The sequence below is a fragment of the Duncaniella sp. B8 genome (genome assembly GCF_005304985.1).
In the GTDB taxonomy this organism is placed as follows: domain Bacteria; phylum Bacteroidota; class Bacteroidia; order Bacteroidales; family Muribaculaceae; genus Duncaniella; species Duncaniella muris.
In genome coordinates this window covers 1,959,454-1,979,070 of record NZ_CP040121.1, presented here as the reverse complement: position 1 = coordinate 1,979,070, position 19,617 = coordinate 1,959,454, and the positions used below count along the sequence as shown (strand labels likewise).

Annotated in this window: 15 protein-coding genes and 1 tRNA gene; 11 read left to right on the top strand and 5 right to left on the bottom strand. The window is 54.4% G+C overall.

Annotated elements, in window-relative coordinates; genetic code table 11:
• The first annotated feature begins 267 nt into the window (after positions 1-267).
• Positions 268-1,719: a pyruvate kinase gene (pyk, locus tag FDZ78_RS08465; protein ID WP_136408406.1), complete on the top strand. Its 1,452-nt coding sequence runs from the start codon at positions 268-270 to the stop codon at positions 1,717-1,719.
• A 450-nt stretch (positions 1,720-2,169) separates the two neighbouring features.
• Here pyk and FDZ78_RS08460 read toward each other — a convergent pair whose 3' ends face one another.
• A complete protein-coding gene (locus FDZ78_RS08460; protein WP_136408405.1) occupies positions 2,170-3,270 on the bottom strand; it encodes an ROK family protein in 1,101 nt (366 codons plus the stop codon).
• A gap of 272 nt (positions 3,271-3,542) precedes the next feature.
• Between FDZ78_RS08460 and FDZ78_RS08455 the strand changes: the two genes are divergently transcribed.
• The 4 genes from FDZ78_RS08455 (at position 3,543) to FDZ78_RS08440 (ending at position 6,587) form a co-directional block, all read left to right on the top strand.
• Positions 3,543-4,229: a response regulator transcription factor gene (locus FDZ78_RS08455; RefSeq protein WP_136408404.1), complete on the top strand. Its 687-nt coding sequence runs from the start codon at positions 3,543-3,545 to the stop codon at positions 4,227-4,229.
• A complete protein-coding gene (locus tag FDZ78_RS08450) occupies positions 4,207-5,664 on the top strand; it encodes a cell wall metabolism sensor histidine kinase WalK (RefSeq protein WP_136408403.1) in 1,458 nt (485 codons plus the stop codon). The genes FDZ78_RS08455 and FDZ78_RS08450 overlap by 23 nt, the downstream gene beginning before the upstream one ends.
• A 109-nt stretch (positions 5,665-5,773) precedes the next feature.
• Positions 5,774-5,971 carry a type II toxin-antitoxin system HicA family toxin gene (locus tag FDZ78_RS08445; RefSeq protein WP_107032388.1) on the top strand — a complete coding sequence of 66 codons (198 nt, stop codon included), beginning with the start codon at positions 5,774-5,776 and terminating at the stop codon, positions 5,969-5,971.
• 205 nt (positions 5,972-6,176) lie between these two features.
• The gene (locus FDZ78_RS08440) at positions 6,177-6,587 is read left to right on the top strand and encodes a hypothetical protein (protein WP_107032387.1); all 411 of its coding nucleotides are present in this window, start codon (positions 6,177-6,179) and stop codon (positions 6,585-6,587) included.
• 153 nt (positions 6,588-6,740) lie between these two features.
• On the opposite strand, the gene FDZ78_RS08435 is transcribed toward FDZ78_RS08440, so the two are convergent.
• Positions 6,741-6,812: transfer RNA gene (locus tag FDZ78_RS08435), tRNA-Met, on the bottom strand.
• Between the two features lie 152 nt (positions 6,813-6,964).
• Between FDZ78_RS08435 and FDZ78_RS08430 the strand changes: the two genes are divergently transcribed.
• Together FDZ78_RS08430 and FDZ78_RS08425 are read left to right on the top strand one after the other, a co-directional pair.
• A complete protein-coding gene (locus FDZ78_RS08430) occupies positions 6,965-7,336 on the top strand; it encodes a transposase family protein (RefSeq protein WP_107037111.1) in 372 nt (123 codons plus the stop codon).
• Complete coding sequence (locus FDZ78_RS08425) at positions 7,311-8,276, top strand: transposase (protein WP_240740261.1); 966 nt, start codon at positions 7,311-7,313, stop codon at positions 8,274-8,276. The genes FDZ78_RS08430 and FDZ78_RS08425 overlap by 26 nt, the downstream gene beginning before the upstream one ends.
• Positions 8,277-8,347: 71 nt before the next feature.
• Here FDZ78_RS08425 and FDZ78_RS08420 read toward each other — a convergent pair whose 3' ends face one another.
• The 3 genes from FDZ78_RS08420 to FDZ78_RS08410 form a co-directional block, all read right to left on the bottom strand.
• Positions 8,348-9,667 carry a TolC family protein gene (locus FDZ78_RS08420; protein ID WP_136408402.1) on the bottom strand — a complete coding sequence of 440 codons (1,320 nt, stop codon included), beginning with the start codon at positions 9,665-9,667 and terminating at the stop codon, positions 8,348-8,350.
• A 76-nt stretch (positions 9,668-9,743) separates the two neighbouring features.
• Positions 9,744-12,905: an efflux RND transporter permease subunit gene (locus tag FDZ78_RS08415; protein ID WP_240740368.1), complete on the bottom strand. Its 3,162-nt coding sequence runs from the start codon at positions 12,903-12,905 to the stop codon at positions 9,744-9,746.
• 41 nt (positions 12,906-12,946) lie between these two features.
• Positions 12,947-14,029 (bottom strand): efflux RND transporter periplasmic adaptor subunit, encoded by a 1,083-nt coding sequence (locus FDZ78_RS08410; RefSeq protein WP_123398815.1) that lies wholly within the window; start codon positions 14,027-14,029, stop codon positions 12,947-12,949.
• A gap of 319 nt (positions 14,030-14,348) precedes the next feature.
• Between FDZ78_RS08410 and FDZ78_RS08405 the strand changes: the two genes are divergently transcribed.
• The 4 genes from FDZ78_RS08405 to FDZ78_RS08390 are packed head-to-tail and all read left to right on the top strand — an operon-like array spanning position 14,349 to position 19,435.
• Complete coding sequence (locus FDZ78_RS08405) at positions 14,349-15,083, top strand: rhomboid family intramembrane serine protease (RefSeq protein WP_107032439.1); 735 nt, start codon at positions 14,349-14,351, stop codon at positions 15,081-15,083.
• Positions 15,070-16,011, top strand: a complete 942-nt coding sequence (locus FDZ78_RS08400) for a rhomboid family intramembrane serine protease (RefSeq protein ID WP_107032384.1) — start codon at positions 15,070-15,072, stop codon at positions 16,009-16,011. The genes FDZ78_RS08405 and FDZ78_RS08400 overlap by 14 nt, the downstream gene beginning before the upstream one ends.
• Positions 16,008-17,222: an endonuclease/exonuclease/phosphatase family protein gene (locus tag FDZ78_RS08395; protein WP_123398816.1), complete on the top strand. Its 1,215-nt coding sequence runs from the start codon at positions 16,008-16,010 to the stop codon at positions 17,220-17,222. Before FDZ78_RS08400 ends, FDZ78_RS08395 begins: the two co-directional genes overlap by 4 nt.
• Before the next feature lie 35 nt (positions 17,223-17,257).
• The gene (locus FDZ78_RS08390) at positions 17,258-19,435 is read left to right on the top strand and encodes a M3 family metallopeptidase (RefSeq protein ID WP_240740367.1); all 2,178 of its coding nucleotides are present in this window, start codon (positions 17,258-17,260) and stop codon (positions 19,433-19,435) included.
• The last annotated feature ends 182 nt before the right edge of the window (positions 19,436-19,617 follow it).

Below are 19,617 nucleotides of genomic sequence, written 5' to 3'. Positions count from 1 at the left end.
CTCATCTTTTCATGTAAGGTATTGGACGGACGGAATCCGGGAACCGGCAGGACTCGCACATGACTTGTCAGGCCTCGGAATGCAAAATATTTTTAACGGTTTCATGGCTTAACCGATAGATTTGAGTAATTTTGCAAAAAATTTGCACAAGGCAGGATTTTCATACCGTCAGGCCTGTGCGGCCGAGTCATCCGGGCCGAGAAAAAGGAGGTTATGATGACCGGTCTGTCATTCAGTCATTTCACATAAATCATAAGTAATAGGCACATGCTAAAAAAGAGCACTAAAATAATCACGACGATTTCCGACCGCCGCTGCGATGTGGATTTTATCCGCAGTCTTTTCGAAGCAGGCATGAACGTGGTACGCATGAATTCGGCCCATCTCGGAGCCGAAGGAATGGCACAGATAGTGGAAAACTGCCGGGCTGTCTCACCCCGTATCGGCATCATCATCGACACCAAGGGGCCGGAAATACGCACAACAGTCAACACCGAGCCAAACGACAAGATTGCTTTCCGCGAAGGAATGGAAGTGGAATTCTGCGGTCACACCTCGGAACCGACAAGTGCCGGACGCATCTGCCTGAACTATGCCGACATTGCCAATGACGTGCATCCGGGCATGCACTTCCTCATCGATGACGGCGAACTCGATTTCCTCATTCTCGACATCGACGCCGCCACCGGCATCATACGCGCCCGCTGTCTCAACGACGGCAACCTCGGCTCGCGCAAGAGCGTCAACATTCCCGGCAGCGACATCCGTCTGGCCTCGCTCACCGAACGCGACAAGGCCACTCTGGCCACAGCTGCAAAGCTCGGCGTCGATTTCGTGGCCCACTCGTTTGTGCGCAGCGCCGACGATGTCAAAGCCGTCCAGGACGAGCTCGACCGCCTCGACTCCGACATGAAGATCATCTCCAAGATCGAAAACCAGCAGGGCGTCGACAACTTCGACTCCATTCTCGAAGCCTCCTATGGCATCATGATTGCCCGCGGCGACCTCGGCATCGAAGTGGCAGCCGAACGCATCCCCGTGATCCAGCACGAGATGATAGCCAAATGTATAGCCGCACACCATCCCGTGATCGTGGCCACCCAGATGCTCCACTCCATGATCACCTCGCCGCGACCCACCCGCGCCGAGGTCAGCGACATAGCCAACGCCGTCTATCAGCGCGCCGACTGCCTCATGCTCTCAGGCGAAACTGCCAACGGCCGTTATCCGGTCGAAGCCGTGTCGACTATGGCCCGTGTGGCCCAAGATGTGGAGGCTTCTCTGACCGCCACCATCACCAGCGACAATATTCCGCAGCTCGCTGACGAACACGTCACCTCATTCCTGGCCCGCCAGGCCGTGGTCTCCGAGCGCGAGATCGGCACAAAAGCCATCATTGCCAATGCCTACCACGGACGCACAGCCCGGTTCATCGCATCGTTCCGCGGCGCGTGTCCCGTCTATGCCATCTGCTACCGCCGCCGCACCATGCGCTGGCTGAGCATCTCCTACGGCATCAAGGCATATTACTACGAAGACTATACCCGGCAGCAGCGCTATCCGCTTGTGGCTCTTCATGACTTCATCGAGCAGGGCCTGCTTACGCCTGAAGACCGCATAGCCATCCTCGGCGCAATCAACGGCACAGGCGCCACCTTCCTCGCCATCAACTCCGTACAGGCCATCATGGAGCACGGCGCCGCCGGGCAGGAAGCATAAAGTCTTCATCCTCCTGCATTGAACGACCGTAAATCGGTGTCCTTGACCGGACACCTGTTTTCGGAGAAATACACGTAGCCCGTGACACCTTTGCGCTCTGCGCTGCGGTGTCACGGGCTATGAGTAAATCTGCGTCCTCCGGACGCCACCAGCCTAACCGCGACGATGAAAGGTCCGCCAATGGCAGCAAGGCCCGTGGATGACACCGGACCCCGGCCGGGCATGGGGCGGCAAGTGCCTACAGAATGGCGCCGGAACCACCGACCGGGTATGGGATAGCGGGTGTCCGGCAGGACACCGATTTAATCGTAGCCCCCGACACCGTGCGATAGCACACAGGTGTCGGGGGGATAGCGATGATCTTTCAATGATGGTGTCCGGTCGAGGACACCGATTTACCGTCATGAATACAATACATGACGGGAGATGACGATGCCTCAAAGAGGGAGCTCACTCGCCGTCTATCTTCGACAAAGCAAAGGCATAGGCCCCGGCCGAGATAGCTTTTGAGGCTCCGAGACGCGAGAATGTCACACCTATACGCTTCATATCGTCATAGACAGCCGTCCGGTCTGTGCCTCTGACAGGGATACGGCGGCTGTTTCCTCTTGCAAAAACCTCGAACTCAGCCTGATCGTCGAGGTTGAACACCTCCATCTGCACACGGCGCACACTGTCGCCTCCGATCGTCGACAGAGACGCGCGCAGCTCTCCCAGCAGCGAAGGCAGTATGAGATGACGGGCTGCCGTGATGCCGCCGCCTATCACTATTATGCCGTCGATCAGCTGGGCGGCTATGGCCATCGCATCGCCCGCAGTCTCTCCGAATTCCTCAAAAGCCCTGCGGGCCGCCGCCACATCGCCGGGCCGCTTGCCATCAGCAATCTCGCAGATATCTTTCGGCTCTAAACTGTGGCCGAGATCGCCTGACAGTTCGGCATATACACGCTTCACGGCTCTGACGGCCACCCCCTCCTCGACTATGATACCATTTTTGGTCTTGTGTGGCAGACAAAAAGTCTCCACGCAGGAGTTATCGCCCCGGTTAAGCTGCCCGTTGACCACCATTCCCACTCCGAAACCGGTGCCGAAGGTATAGCCCAGCAGATTGCGGTAGCGCTTGCCGCTTCCGGCTTCCGCAAGGCGGCAGTTGATATCAGGCAGAGCTCCGCATAGCGCCTCGCCGTAGGCAAACAGGTCGCCATCATTGTTGATGAACACCGGAATGCCGAATTCATTTTCCAGAAAGGGTCCCAGAGCCACACCCTCGCGAAACGACGGAAAATTCGGCAGAAAACCACCGATTATGCCGTTGGGATAGTCGGCCGGGCCCGGAAAGGCAAAGCTGATGGCAACCGGCTTCTCGTCAAGCGAGTCGATCACCTCGCGAAAACCGCTCACCATAGTGTCGAGACAGAGGTCAAGGTCATGGGCATTAGAGGGATAAGTGATCGGTTCTGTGATATACTCGCACCCTTTCATAGCTCCGAACACCAGATTGGTGCCGCCGGCGTCAAGGGTTACTACTGTTCTGCTGTCATGGATATACATATATAATATATATTAGGTGTTGTCTGTTATCCACAAAGTTAATAAAAACCGCAAGCTTTACAGCCTCTTGGCAAAAAAAATCCCGGCAAGGCCACGTTCCCCCGCATTATCGCACTCTTTCTTCAGTTTCTCTGTGTATCTTTGCATCAGAAATCCATCCGGAACCCATGAAAGAAGAACTAAAACAAAACCAGAAAGAACTATCACTGTCAGATGACCGTTTCACAGCCTCCGGTTGTTATAATGCCATAAAGCATAAATTACAATCCCAAATGAGCAAGAGACTGTTGGTCGTCGATGACGAAGAGACCTTGCGCGAGGCCCTGCGCTTCAATCTTGAGGCCGAAGGCTATGAGATAGACACCGCCGGAAGCGCCGAAGAAGCGCTTGCCCTTGACATAGGCTCGTATGACCTGATTCTCCTCGACATAATGATGGGCGAGATCTCAGGCCTGCAGCTTGCGCGCATCATCAGGGCCAATCCGGCCACAGCATCTGTGCCGCTGATCTTCTGCACGGCAAAAGACACGGAAGACGACATGATCGAAGGTCTGGAGACCGGCGCCGACGACTACATAATGAAACCCTACTCGCTGCGCAACGTCATAGCCAGAGTGCGGACCGTGCTGCGCCGCTCAGCTCCTGCCACACCCCAGCCTCAGGCCGAGGAGAAGGTGACATTCGAGGGACTGACCGTGATCCCCTCATGCAAACGCTGCCTGGTTGACGGCGAGGAGATCAGACTCCCTCGGAAAGAATTCGAGATCCTGCTCAGGCTTCTACGCAACATAGGCCGCGTCTTTTCACGCGAAGAACTCATCAAAGACATCTGGCCCGATGAAGTGGTGGTGCTTGACCGCGTGGTCGACGTCAACATCACCCGCATCCGCCAGAAGATAGGCCGCTACGGCTCCCACATCAAAACCCGCTCAGGCTATGGCTACGGATTCATGGATTAGGCTCTCATATGCCCGCCGACTTTTTGTGTGGCTACTGGGCTACTCGCTGCTGCTCGTCGGGAGCATGGTCATCTTCCAGTACGGTCGTGAAAAGGAGTTCAAGGCCGCGGAACTCAACTCGCAGCTGCAGCTGGTCAACCTCCACATCTCCGACGGCCTGGCCGAAGGAAAGACCGTGGAACAGATCGACCTTGACCGCTTTGCCCCGCTCGGCGACATCCGCGTCAGCATCATCGACTCCCAGGGCAAGGTGATCTATGACAATTCCCTCGACCATCTCCCCGGCACAGACCACAGCGGCCGCAAGGAAATCACCGAAGCCATGCGCAACGGCTCTGGATACACACTGCGCCGCCACAGCGAAAGCACCGGCTCGACCTACTTCTACTCGGCCACACGCAGCGCCGACGGAATGATTGTGCGCACCGCACTGCCCTACTCCCTGCCTCTCAGCCGCATCCTTGAGGCCGACCACACTTTCCTCTGGGCTATGGGCGGACTGACGCTCCTTTTCTGCTTCCTCGGATTCCTGGCCACACGCCGCGTGGGGCAGAACATTCTGCGGCTCGACCGCTTCGCAGCAAAGGCTGAGCGCGGAGAGAAGATCATAGACACCGAACCTTTCCCCCACGATGAACTTGGCGACATCTCAAACCACATAGTGCGCCTCTATGCCCGCCTGCAGCAGGCCGTGGCCGACCGCGACCGCGAACATGCAGCCGCCATGCACCAGCAGCAAGAAAAGGATCGGATAAAGAAACAGCTGACCAACAATATCAACCACGAGCTGAAAACCCCGGTGGCTTCCATCCACGTCTGCATAGAGACCCTCCTGACCCATGAGAACATGGCGCCGGAAAAGCGTCGCGAATTCCTCGAACGCTGCCTGGCCAACGCCGGAAGACTCAAGCGCCTCCTTGCCGACGTAGCCATCATTACGCGCATAGACGATGGCGGACGCATGATCTCGCGCAGCCGGGTGGATCTGCAGCCGCTCATAGCCGAAGTGGTCTGTGACTGCACCCCTGCCGCCGAGGCAAAAGGCATCGGAATCAACAATGAAATCATCGGACCGCTGACCGTAGAAGGCAATGCCGATCTGCTCGCCTCAGTGTTCCACAATCTGATTGAAAACGCCATAGCCTACAGCGGGGGTGACAGCATCAGTCTGAAAACAGTCTCGCTCAGCAGCGGAAAGGCTGTGATAACAGTGGCCGACAACGGCTGCGGAGTCGATCCCTCGCATCTGCCCCACCTCTTCGAGAGATTCTACCGCATCGACAAAGGCCGTTCGCGGGCTTCGGGCGGAACCGGTCTCGGCCTGTCGATTGTCAAAAACGCCGTCCTACAACACGGCGGCACCATCCGTGTGGCCAACCGGCCCTCCGGCGGACTGATCTTCACCATCACCCTCCCCCTCCCCCGCCGGGAGTGATCCTTTTCATATCGGTGGCTTTCATCTTTTTGAAAAAAATATTCAAGCGCCTTGCAGAATAATAGTAAAATTACTACCTTTGCAGTGTCCAATTAAAGAGAACATTGACATGAGAGTATTAAAAACCTCAGCAGTGCTCAAAGTGCTGCTTGCCGACGGTTGGATGATCGTCAGGCAGAAAGGTAGCCACCGCCAGTTAAAACATCCGACGAAGCCCGGCACGGTAACACTCAATGGAAAACCGTCGTCAGACATCTACGGCAGAGAACTTGACAGTGTGCAGAAACAATCAGGCTTAGAGTTCTGATTGAGGGAAAGGGAGCAAAACTCCCTTCCCCTTCCTTTCATTTTAATGCCATCTCTTTGTGCGGAACAATAGCGCGGGCATGATGCCCGCGCTATTTTATAAAATAAATTGTTATAATTAAGTAACTCTGAAAAATTAATTTAAAAGATTATCCTTAGGAGCTACTTATGTATATTATATCGTTCAATATTGAAGAGTTACTTATATGCAGACATTGACTATCAATACATCGAAGACCCCCTCAGGATATAGTGCCTCTTGCGACATTATTCCGGGCTGGGTCGTTGCATACGAAGGCGATTTCGACGGTTTTGAACCGTATGTGCGAGAAAGCATTGATTTTTATGTTGAATGCTGTCAGGCCGATGGCACTGAATATCCTCCGATTCTGGCTGAAAAAGATGTAGCTATCCGTTACAGATTTGATGTGCAGAGTCTGCTGAATCACTATCAGAATATTTTCTCTCTTGCAGCCCTGCAATGTATTACAGGCATAAATCAGCGCCAACTCTGGCACTACGCAGCCGGACGCTCCAAGCCACGCCCGAAACAAGCTGAGAAAATAGTAGGTGCCCTCAACCACCTTGGCAAAGAATTGGTCGCGCTCTCTGTTTAATTGGACACTAAACAAAGTCATTGGACCACAAGAGGCTGTCTAACAAGTTTAGGCAGCCTCTTTTAATTATTCTGATCTATCCCCCGCCCCAGACGAGGGGGCGAACAAGAGAAAGCCTTGCAACCGCTGCCGGTTGCAAGGCTTTCTTCTTAGTGGCGGGGGCAGGACTCGAACCTGCGACCTTTGGGTTATGAGCCCAACGAGCTACCACTGCTCCACCCCGCGATGTCATTTTCGTGGTGCAAAGGTAGAAACTTTTATTTATCCTGCCAAATATTTTGCGATATTTCAGAGTTAAATAAGGTTAACACAAAGAAAAAACGGGTCAAGCCGAAAGCACGGTGCATGAATTTTGAGAAAAGTGTTAAATTTGTGGCATGAAAACCGCAGATGCAATATGGATGTGCCTGCCCGAGGGCATGGACGAACTATTTGAAATGGTGCGCTTCGAGCGCACGGAACAGTCCTATGACATATGGCTTGACGAAAAGAAGAAACTGTCTGATGAAGACTATCGTAATCCAAATATCGTAGCGCGAGGCTATACGGATTATGTAACAATACAGGACTATCCGATGCGTGGACGGCCTGTATTTCTTCACATGCGCAAGAACAAGTGGTGGGACAGGCAGACCAACGAAATCTTCAGCTACAATCTCGAACTTCCCAACGAGGAAGGAACACGACTCAGCGCCGAGTTCGTGGCTTTTTTAAAAGACGAAGGTGGAGACGACAGCCCTGTCGATTAAACAGATAGCGCAGATGTACTGCGTCAACGGCAAACATTTTGCCGACTTGTACCGCAATAAGATAAGCGGTTACGCCGACTGGTGCGAACAGGAGCTTGGCTGTGGGTTCTATTTCAACGCCGATAATATCGGCCCTTACATGAGTCTTGATGAGACGTGTCTGAGCAACGGGGAGGTATGGACGTTCCTGACCAACAAGGACGGCCACGGAGGCAAGGGAACACTTGCGGCAGCCATTCCCGGAACAAAGAGTGACGAAATTATATCCATACTCATCGGAGCTATGGAGAAATCAATCAGACGCAGGGTCAAGGAAGTGACCTGCGATCTCTCGCCATCAATGATGCTCATAGCCGCAGAAGTGTTCTATAACGCCCATGTAGTCAACGACCGTTTTCATGTCCAACAGGTCTATAATGAGGCCGTTGACGAAATCCGCATTGACATTCGCCGACAGCTCATCGCAGAGGAAAACAACCGCAACAAGTCCGAACCGCCGGTAACGTACTCCAACGGAGAGACCATGCGCCAGATACTGGCTCGCAGCAAACACACTCTGATGATGTCGCAGAACAAATGGACTGACATACAGCGCCATCGTGTCAACATACTGTTCAAATACTATCCAATATTGAAGGCTGCATACAGCCTTGCGATGGAGCTGCGCAAGATTTTCAACGCTAAAATCTCACCGACAAAAGCCATGGGGAGGATGAACAAGTGGTATGAAAAGGTAATGGCATTGGGTAACAACAACTTCCGCTCGGTAATCAAAACATTCAAGAACCACGCCCCAACAATCCTGAACTATTTCCGTCGTCGTGCGACCAATGCCTCTGCCGAGGCATTCAACTCTAAAGTCAAAATATTTCGCTCACAAATGCGTGGTGTCCGGGACCGCGACTTCTTCATCTTCCGATTAGTCAAACTCTACGCCTAAAAATTTAACACTTCTAATTGCCCAATTTAACATATGCACCGTGCTTTCGGCTTGAGCCGAAAAAACCGCTGTCACAGATCGCCGGAATCACTGCCGGCGGCGGTGCGCCCGGTGGCGATCAGATAGGCCGACCGGGCCACGCAGAATGCTCCGTAAGCCGCTATATAGCTGTCAATCGACTCCTTGTGGCTCGCCTCAGCTTCAAGCACGTCAGTAACTGTCGACATTCCGGCCTCATAATAGAGACGGTTGAGCCGCAGATTCTCAGAGCTTTCCCCCACCCCTTCGCAGGCAATGTCCATCTTGCGGTGGGCGGCGGTGAGGCTGTTCCATTTGTCCTGCATTCCGATTTCGAGTTTTTCACCGAGATCCGTCAGCTCGTTGCGTGCATTTTCAAGCGCAAGCGACTTGCGTTTGATGGCATGCGAACCGCCCCACCATCCGGAGAGAGGAATATTCACAGCCACCATCAGCGCACCGAAGTTGTGGTTCTGTTCAAGCAGGTCATGATAGAACCATCCGGCTCCAAGCGCCACCTGCGGGAGGTTCCGGCCTATCTCTATGCGCTTTTCGAGTTTTTTGGCCTCGACGTTTTTCTGCAGCAGCTTATAGTCGGTGGTCAGAGGCAGCGCGTCAGCACCGGGCATATAGAGCTCGGCAGGGAAATCAGGCACAGCCTCAGGCACAGCGTCGTCTACATCGAAATTCCAGTCTGCGCCTTTGCCCATATACTGGCCGAGAAGCATTCTGACAAGCTTGATGCCATTGTCAAGATCGACCATTTCGGAGCGGTAGGTGTTGCGTTTCAGCTGCACTTTGAGCAGATCGTTGCGCATGGCCACACCGGCGTCCACAGCCACCTTCACCTGGGTGTCAAGCGTGTCAAGCGTGGCTATTGCGGCTTCAAGAGCTCCGCGTGAGGCTTTGAGAGTCACCAGTTTCCAGTAGAGCGACTCGGTTGTCAGCCTCAGCTCGTCGAGAGTCTGCTGCTGACGCAGCCTCGCCACTTCCTCGCCTACAGCCGCAAGCTTGTTGCCGTTGACGATCTGTCCGCCCATAAACACCGGCTGCATGGCCTGCACGCCGGCCATCTTGCCCTTGTTGATGAATCCGATCTCGATTATGTCCAGAAGATTGTATTGAAAAATGTCATTATGCGTCCAGAAAGCCATCCCGGTAGCTGATACCTCCGGAAAATATTTAGTGAACGCTTCGCGGCGAAGCTCTACGGCCGCCCTGGTGTCATTGGCGGCATTGCGCACGGCCATATTATTGGCAAACGCCAGTTCAATACAGCGGTCAAGAGTGATGACCGAGTCTGCCTCAGCGGCTTTCAGCCCTGATGCCACGGCGAGCGAAACGAGTAGTATTGCAAATCTGATATGTCTCATCGCTTGATATGGATTTTGAGAAAGATTGTCAGATGTATTTTATAGGCCGGCTAATAGCGGCTTCTTAGGCAAGCTCTTAGAGCAGATGGGTTTCAAGAGGCTCTTCGAGAGGTTTGTCAGCCGCCTTTCCGCGGTTTTTCATCAGGCAGTAGGCCACGGGGATCACGGTGAGGATGAATATCATGGTGACAGGTGTGCCCCAGAAGATCACCACCCCCATAGGTTTCCACAGGGCGCTGTCGCCCATCACCATCGGGAGCACCCCCATAGTGGCGGCGGCAGATGTCAGGAAGATAGGGCGCATACGTCGGCTGGAAGCATTGAAGACAGCATCGTAGACACTCGCGCCCTGATTGCGCAGCTCTTCGGCATAGTCGAGAAGCACTATCGCGTTTCTGACAAGGATGCCCATCAGCGACACCAGACCGAGCACACAGGTGAGCGAGAGATCCGTAGACTGGATGCGCAGTCCGATTGCCGCGCCCGGAATGCACAGCAGCAGGCAGGCAAGAAGAAGGAGCGCCGTGTCAGCCGCGGCATAATGCAGCAGGAGGATGAAGAAGATGATGACCACAGCGATGGCCAGGCCTCCAAGAATCTGCGGGAGAGTGCTCATGGTGTTGTCCCATTCGCCTCCGCGTGTAAGGCTGACTCCGGCTGGAAGCTCATAACGGTCTATGCTGTCCATCAGAGCTTCCGTGCGGTCGATCACGTTGACCCCGCGCTGCACTTCGGCAATGAGCGACACGGATGGGATGCCGCTGTAACGTGTGAGCATGCCAGGATGCCATTCGGGCCTGACATCGGCTATCTGGCGCAAAGGCACATCGCCCAGGCCGATCACCGGCATAGGCTCGCCGAGAAGATCTTCGGCGGTTGACCGGTCAGAAGTTCCGGTTTTGAGCACCACGGGTATGCCATAGTCGCCTTCCCAGACCGTGGCCACCGGAAGTCCTGAGCTATAACGCATGGCAAGAGTAGTTTCAAGGAGCACACTGTTGAGACCGAGCCGCGAAGCACGTGTCACGTCAGGCGTGACCATGGCGACGGCCACAGGATTGTCAAGCGAGGATCGCACGTTTCTCAGTCCGGGCACACGGCGGGCCACACGCAACAGCGAGTCGCAGGCCTGGCTCAGAGCCTCGCGGTCAGATCCGGTGAAACGGATCTCTACCGGATAGTCGGCTGTAGAATAGCTGAGCTGCTTGAAGCGGACAAAAGCGTCGGGAAACCAGCTTTCATACTTTCCGGTGTACTCGTCGAGCACATCGATGGTAGCCTGATTGCTTTTTGTGTTGACTATGAACTGCGCGAAGTTCGGGCCTCCGACCTGCGGAGCGTAAGTGGCCTGGAAGCGAGGCGACGAGCAGCCGTGGAAAGAGGCTATCGATACCACTCTGTCATCAGCCGCCAGTATTCGCTCAAGCGAGTCGGCCACCTGGGTGGTGCGCTCCACGGAGGTGCCCTGCGGAAGGAAAATCTCTACGGCAAACTGATTGCGTTCGGCTATAGGCATGAGCTGCAGAGGTGTGGCCACAAACATCCATGCGCTTGCCGCCACGCAGATCACACCTATAAGGATGGTAGTTTTAGGCCATCTGAAGCACAGCCCTATCAGACGGTCATAGCCTTTCTGCATCGAGTTGAAAATGCTGAACTTTTTCTTGCCTGAGGCGAGAGCCTCCTGCTGCTCCTTGTAGATCGGCTCCTTGATCAGCCTGAACTGCATGAATGGCACGAGAAGTTCGGCTATCAGAAGCGACACAAACAGAATTATGGTCATGCCCCAGGGGAAATCCGTCAGGAAGTCACGGAACATGCCTGTCACCGTCAGAAGGAAGGGGAAGAAAGTCACCGATATGGCGAGTGTGGCAGAGAAAATGGCTTTGAAAAATTCGGTTCCTGACCGGAGAGTGGCCGACATATGGTCCATACCCTCGGATATCAGCTCGACATAGTCATCAATGATCACCACCGAATTGTCGACAATCATGCCCAGCGACACTATAAGGCAGGCGAGGGTCACGGTGTTGAGCTCTATGTCAAAGGCATAGAAGAGTCCGAGCGAGATAAAGATCGACACCGGAATTGTCGCCGCAGCGATAAGCGCCACTTTCAGCGGCAGAAGAATCATGATAACGACCACCACCGCGATTATGGCTATCAGCAGCTCGACGAGAAAATAGTTGACCGAACTGTTGACCACCACCGGCTGATCTGTTATCTTGAAAAGCGTGACAGACTCCGGCATGTCGGCACGGGCCTTTTCAAGCTGCGCGTCGACCTCCTTGCCCATCTCTACGATATTGTAACCGTCTTTCATGCTCACGCTCAAGAGTATGCATTTATCGAAATTATTGGTGATATAGCTGTCAGGATCGGGATATTCCTTTCTGACCTCGGCCACATCGCCGAGCCGGACCACACTGCCGTCAGGGGCCGAGAACACAACCATAGCGGCGACATCGGCCACAGAATTGACCGGACGGGCCACAAAAACGGGCCGGGTATAGCTACCGTTGCGGAGAGAGCCTCCGGTGGTCTGAAAGCCCTGTGCCAGAAGAGTAGCTCCTACGGTCTTCTCCGAGATGGCATAGTGCTGTAGCTTTTCAGGATCGAGACAGACCGCAATCTGCTCGGTCTGCATGCCGGAGACCGACATTGTGCCTACGCTCTCTATGGTGCGCAGACGATCTTTGAGATCATCCATATAGTCATTCAGCTCCCGATATGTCTTTTCATTGCTCTGCATGGTGATCAGCAGCGCCGATGTCTCGCCGAAATCACTGAGAGTCTCCACACCGAGCACTCCCGGCGGAAGTTTGAGTTTCTCGGCCTCCATGCCGATCTTGAACTCATTCCAGAAGCTGTCCGCATCATCCACATTGTCATCAAGCTCTACGAAGATGATGGCCGTATTGCCTGAGATCTGCGAGTGGGTTTTGGTCTTGTCGACCTCATTGTAAGAAAACACATAGTCTTCAAGAGGCTTCAGCACCTCTTGTTCTATCTGTTCGACAGAAGCGCCCGGATAGACCGCACCGACCACACCCTCGCGGATTGTAAACGATGGAAACTCGTTTTTATCCATCACTTTCAGTGCATAGATGCCGAAAGCGATGAAAATACAGGTGATCAGAATGATCTCCTTGCTGTATTTCATTCCGGCCACGACTATCGGCGATGGCTTTGCCAACGGAGCCGGAACAGTGTTTTTAGAATCTGACTGACTGGACATAGTCTGAACTTAGAGTGTATCTGTAATTAGGAAATATAAACTCATTCGGCCCCGTAGGCTCCCTGAATCTCTACGCTGACAGGAGAGCCGGTTCCAACTTTCCGCATACCGGCCACTATCACGCTGTCGCCGGCCGAAAGGCCTTCCGACACTATTACGCCGCCCGAAGCCAGAGCATCGGCCTTGACAAAGCGCCGGGCCGCCTTGCCTCCGTCAACCACCCAGACAAACGTGCGGTTGTCAGAGTCGAGAAGTACAGACTGCGAGGGAAGAAGCACCTCTGCCGCCGTGGCCGACAAATCAGCCGACGCGACTGAAGCTACGGCCACATCTCCGACCATGCCCGGCAGGATGCGTCCGTCAGCCGTCGGAATGGCAATTTTGACCGTATAGGCGCGTGTCAGAGGATCAGCCACAACCGATTTACGCACCACGCGGCCGGAGAGCGAGTCTATGCCGAGACTCTTGAAACCGACCGTGGCGGCCTGGCCTTCGGCAATCGCGCCGATTTCACTTTCAGGAACGGAAATGGTTATACGGATATCACTGACGGTCACAAGCTCCAGCACCGGCTCAGCCGCTATGACCGTCTGCCCGACTCCGGCAAGTTTCCGGCTGACCACACCGCTGACCGGAGCATGAAGAGTGGCATCCGTGACGGCGCGCCGTGACATCTCGGCTGCATTCTCAGCCTGCTTCAGCTTGTTCTGCACCTCAACCCATTTGATCTCAGGAAGAGCATCGGCGTCATGAAGTTTCTTAAGACGCGCATATGCGTCGCGGGCCTCTGCAAGTTCCGCATCGGCGATATTGCCGGCGTTCACATAGCTGTCGCTCCTGACTCTGGCGAGCACCTGCCCTTTGGCCACGCGCTGACCTTCCTCGACATAGAAATCTGTAATGGTTCCCGGCACGGAGAAACTCAGCATCGAGGTTTCCGCTGATTCCACAGTTCCGGAAAAAGACAGTCTGCCGTCAGGGCGGGTCATGCTCACAGGCATGACCGTCACCTTGACCGGCGGAGCTACCTGCGCCTTTTCAGAGTGTCCGCAGCCCGTCAGAAGAGCCGCACAGACTAACACCACGGCTTTTGCCATGCCTGATGATGAACGGAGTCTATTCATTGTCCTTTGTGCTATTCAAGTTTATAAACAGCAGGAATCTCGCCTGCCTTAAAATTGATGAAATTATTTCAATTTTAACACGTTGACAGCGGCATTTGTTTTACGCCCGGTAAATATTCCTTTCTGCGGGAGCGCCACATTAGTTAAAAACAGTTAATCAGGCCGGTCGGCACACTATTATGCGTAAAACAATTGTTTACAAATAATCCGCCCCCTATCTCTCCGCATATTTCCCTACTCCCCGCATAGTGATGTGAATATTCGGGGAATATTTTGTAAATTTGCAGCTATGCAGACAGGAAACTCATTTTTCTCACAGATGCCGCCTGTTACAAAGAATCTGATTATCATAAATCTGATTGTCTGGCTGGCAATGTTCGTACTTCCGCGTCATCTCGGCGCGGACCTGGAGACCTATGCCGGTCTCCACTATTTCAAGGCTTCGGATTTCAATCCGGCCCAGTTGCTCACATACATGTTCATGCATTCGACAGGGAGCCTGGCGCATATTTTCTTCAATATGTTCTCCCTGTTCATGTTCGGCATGACGCTCGAACGCACTCTTGGGAGCGCCCGCTTTCTGTTTTATTACATCTCATGCGGTGTCGGTGCGGCCCTGATCCAGGAGCTGACCTGGGCGCTGACCTGGGAAGACACCTTTGTCAGACTCATCGCCAAGACTTCTGACGTGGACTTCGCCGAAGCCCGCGAGTTTGTGACCAACTCCGAGTTCACGGCCGAAGGCAGAGCGTGGCTGGCCAGAAACCTCAACATGTTTGTGACAATCGGCGCATCGGGAGCCATCTATGGCATCCTGCTTGCCTTCGGTATGCTCTTCCCGAACGCTCCGCTCTATCTGTTTTTCATTCCGGTGCCCATCAAGGCCAAGTGGATGGTGATAGGCATGGGTGTGATCGAGATTCTCATCGGTCTCAGCGAGGCCGCGGGAAGGAGCGACGGAGTGGCCCACTTCGCTCATCTCGGAGGCATGATCTTCGGCTTCTTCATAATACTTTACTGGAAAAAGAAAGGCACTTTTCATGGCGGTTTCTGACACACTGCGACAGCTGAGACGGTCGTTTTCGACCTCTACGATGCTGATGAAGATCATCTGGGTCAACATCGGGGTCTTCGTGGTGTTGCGCCTGACGGCCATCGGAGGCATATTCTCCGGCAACCCTGACTTCATCAACGCCGTGCTGGGCTATGTGCAGCTGCCAAGTTCGCCGGGAGTGCTCCTGACGCGCCCGTGGACGCTGCTTACCTATATGTTCGCGCAGTATGACCTGATGCACATTGTGTTCAATCTGCTGTGGTTCTACTGGTTCGGCACACTCTTCATGATGATAGCCACACCGCGGCAACTCCTTGCGCTTTATCTGCTTGGCGGACTGGGCGGCGCCGTGCTCTTTATAGCGGCCTACTGCGGATTGCCTATGTTTGCCCAGCATTACGGGATGCTCATCGGCTCATCGGCCTCGGTGATAGCCATAGTCACCGCCACAGCCATACTCATGCCCGATTTCAGAATGAATCTGCTGTTTATCGGTTCGGTGTCGATCAAATGGATTGCCATAATCACCATATTTCTGGTGCTCATAGGAGTCACAGGCAACAATGCCGGGGGAGAGATAGCCCATATCGGCGGGGTGGCCGTCGGAGCTCTCTATGCCCTGCGCATGAAACGCGGCCATGACATCACGGCTCCGTTCAACCGGGCCTTTGACCGAATGGCCAACCTATGGAACAGTCTCACCTCAGCAGCCTGGAGCCGCAGCCGCTCCGCGAGACCTGAGCGGAACACCCGCCAGGCCGGCGCAGGCTCCGGCCAGAAGACAGCTAAACAGCATGAGCCCACATGCAGCCGCTCAGACCGCGAAGTGCTCGACTCTATTCTCGACAAAATAAAAAAATCAGGCTATGCCGCCCTTACACCCGAAGAGCGTCAGCGCCTTTTCGATGTCAGCCGTAAGATCAAATGAAAATTCCCCGTCCACACCGCCCGGTCAGATCGACAGTCCTCGCCATAGCCGTGGGGATCAATCTGTTTGTTGCCATGCTCACCATCCTGGCAGCCTACGGAGGGACTTTCAACCCTGACACACGTGTGATCATGGCCATGATAGCCATGACCTTTCCGGCAATGCTCCTCTTGGGGATGATAGTGATGACAGCCGATCTGTTCTTCGACCGGCGGCTCGCTCTGATCATAGCCGGAGGATGGCTCATCTCCATCCAGCCGATACTCAGCTTCTCGCCACTCCACATCTTAGGCCACAGCCTTTCGGAGCAGGAAAAGGAGCGGTCATTCACCCTGCTGACATACAACATACTCCACTACTGCGACTTCCGTGGCGAAAACCCGGAGCTGGAGGCAAACGCCACTATGAGCTACATACTCTCGACCGACGCCGACATTGTCAACCTTCAGGAGGCCGGACCGGAACTGACCTGCCCCGGCAGACTGAACATGATGGAATCAGGAGCGGTAACCACAGGCGACTACTGGCACATGAAGCAGAGCCAGCTCGACTCGCTCTATGCCCGCTACCCCTACCGGGTGATCAACCGCGATAATCAGCTCTCGGTATATTCGAAGTATCCCGTCACTCCGGTCAGAATCCACATCCCGCCCAAAGACCACAACGTGATGGAATGCTTCCGGCTTGACATAAAAGGGCAGACAGTTCACCTGATAAACGTCCACCTGAAATCCATCGGCCTGACCGATGCCGACAAGGCCCTCTACAAACAGACTTTCCGTAACGTGCCTGACAGCAAGCAGGAACTCAGGAGTGAGATCAACGATGTGAAATCGCAGCTTCTGAGCAAACTCGCGGTGGCGTTCAGAGACCGGGCCGCCCAGGCCAACACAGTCAAAAACGTGATCGACTCGATAGGCGGTCCGTTCATAGTGGCCGGCGACTTCAATGACATCCCTGACTGCTATGCCGTGCGCCGCATCCTCAGCGCCGACGGAATGAACGACGCTTATGCCGACGCCGCCTTCGGGCCGGCCATCACATATCACGGTGACCGCTTCTACTTCCGCATAGACCATGTGCTTTACCGCGGACCGTTCAAAGCCATTGACATAGAGCGCGGAGGCATATCCTCAAGCGACCACAACCCGCTGCTGACCACCTTCCTCTTCGACAAGGACCTCCGGCTTCAGCCTGAATCCGCACCCTGACCGATAAACCAATATATATAATACCATCCGGAAACATGAACCGATTATTAACAGCCGCCCTCGGAGCCGTATTGCTCCCGGCAGCACTAAGCACCTCAGCAGATATGACTGCACAGACCCGTCAGAACCCGTTTCTGGCTCCTTACAACACCCCGTTTGAAATTCCGCCGTTCGACAAGATCACCTATGACGACTATCTCCCCGCAATCGAGCAGGGCATAGCCGAACAGAAAAAGGAGATCGAGGCAATAGCCAACAACCCGGCTACCCCGACCTTTGACAACACCATCCTCGCTATGGAAAAGAGCGGCGCCCTGCTCCAGCGCGTGATGCTCGTGTTCGGCTCTCTCGACGAGACTGACAACAACGAGCAGATGACCGCCATCTCTGAAAAAGCCTATCCGATGGCTGCGGCGGCAGCTGATGAGATCTCGATGAACGACAAGCTCTTCCAGCGCGTCAAATATCTCTACGACCGCCGCGACCAGCTCGGACTTGACGGTCCGCAGAAACGCGCCATCGAACTCTCCTACAAGAGCTTTACCCGCAACGGTGCCCTTCTTTCAGCCGACGAGAAAGAAAAACTCAAAAACATCAACAACGATCTGACCCGCCTCTATCTCCAGTTCAACCGCAATCTGCTTGCATCGACAAACAGCTTCGAACTTCTTGTGGATGACGAGTCGAAACTCGCCGGACTTCCGGCAGGCATCGTGGGCACCGCCGCCACCGAAGCTGCCAGCCGCGGCAAGGCCGGCAAATGGATCTTCACGCTCCACGCCCCCAGCCGTCTGCCCCTGCTCAAATATGCCGATGACCGCGAACTGCGCCGCAAAATGTATGAAGGCTACATGAAACTTGCCTCCGAAGCGCCCTATGACAACCGCCCTGTCATCGGCGAGATCATCAAGACCCGCGCCGCCAAGGCCCGCCTGCTCGGATTTGACAACTATGCGTCATACATGACTGACAACGTCATGGCCAAGACCCCGGAAGCAGCCAAGAGCCTGCTGATGAAAATATGGGAACCGGCCACAGCCCGCGCCCGCGAGGAAGTAGCCGAAATGCAGGAATACGTGCGCAACGAAGGCGCCAAATTCGAGATCGCACCCTGGGACTACTATTATTATGCCGAAAAACTCCGTCAGAAAAAATTCGAGCTTGACGAAAACGAAGTCAGCGCCTACTTCTCGCTTGAGAATGTGCGCAAAGGCATCTTCACTCTGGCCGAAAGACTCTACGGCGTGACATTCACCGAACTTCCCGAAGCCCCGAAATATCATCCCGAAGTCAAGGTCTATGAAGTCAAAGACCTCAAGGGCGAACACGTGGCAGTCTTCATGACCGACTACTTCCCCCGCCCTTCAAAGCGCCAGGGCGCATGGATGAGCGAGTTCAAAGGATCGTTTGAAGATCCTGACGGAACCGTTGGCCGTCCGATCATCTACAACGTGGGCAACTTCACCCGCCCCACTGCCGACACACCCGCCCTCCTTACTGTGGATGAAGTGGAAACCATGTTCCACGAATTCGGTCACGGACTCCACGGCATGCTCACCCGCGCCAAACTCCGCAGCCAGGCAGGCACAAACGTTGACCGAGACTTCGTGGAACTTCCCTCTCAGATCACCGAACACTGGGCTCTGGAACCCGAACTGCTCAAGGAATTCGCCTTCCATTACAAGACAGGCGAGGTGATCCCCGAAAGCCTCATCAACAAGCTCCAGGCCGCTTCCACCCATAACCAGGGCTTCACCACCACCGAACTTGCCGGCGCATCGCTGCTTGACCTCGAATGGGGAATGCTCAATCCGGCCGAAGGCGAGACGATTGACGTGGACAATTTTGAAAAGCAGGTTGCCGAAAAGCTCAACATGCCCCGGCAGATAGCCTACCGCTACCGCTCGCCCTACTTCAAACACGTGTTCGGCAGCGACGGCTATGCCTCCGGCTACTACACCTACCTCTGGGCCGAAGTACTTGACACCGACGGCTTCGAACTCTTCAGCGAAAAAGGTATCTTTGATCCCGCCACAGCAAAAGCATTCAAAGAAAATGTGCTTGAAAAGGGCGGCAGCGAGGATCCGATGGAACTTTATGTGCGTTTCCGCGGCCATGAACCTTCGGTAGATGCTCTGCTCCGCAACCGCGGTCTCGCCCCCAAGGCTGAGAGCGCCAAAGGCGGCAACATCAAGACTCCCGGCGGCAAATAACAACCGCTGACAACTGCCCGTTTCAGTAAAAAACGTTAACAGGGGCTTTCAGACACTGATTTTTTCAGTCTGAAAGCCCCTAATTTCAAAAATATGACATATCTTTGCACCCGCATCAGAAGTGGCACGTAATCCCGCCGGGACCACAGTGCTCCGGGAGAGCTGCTGACGATGCATCCGAC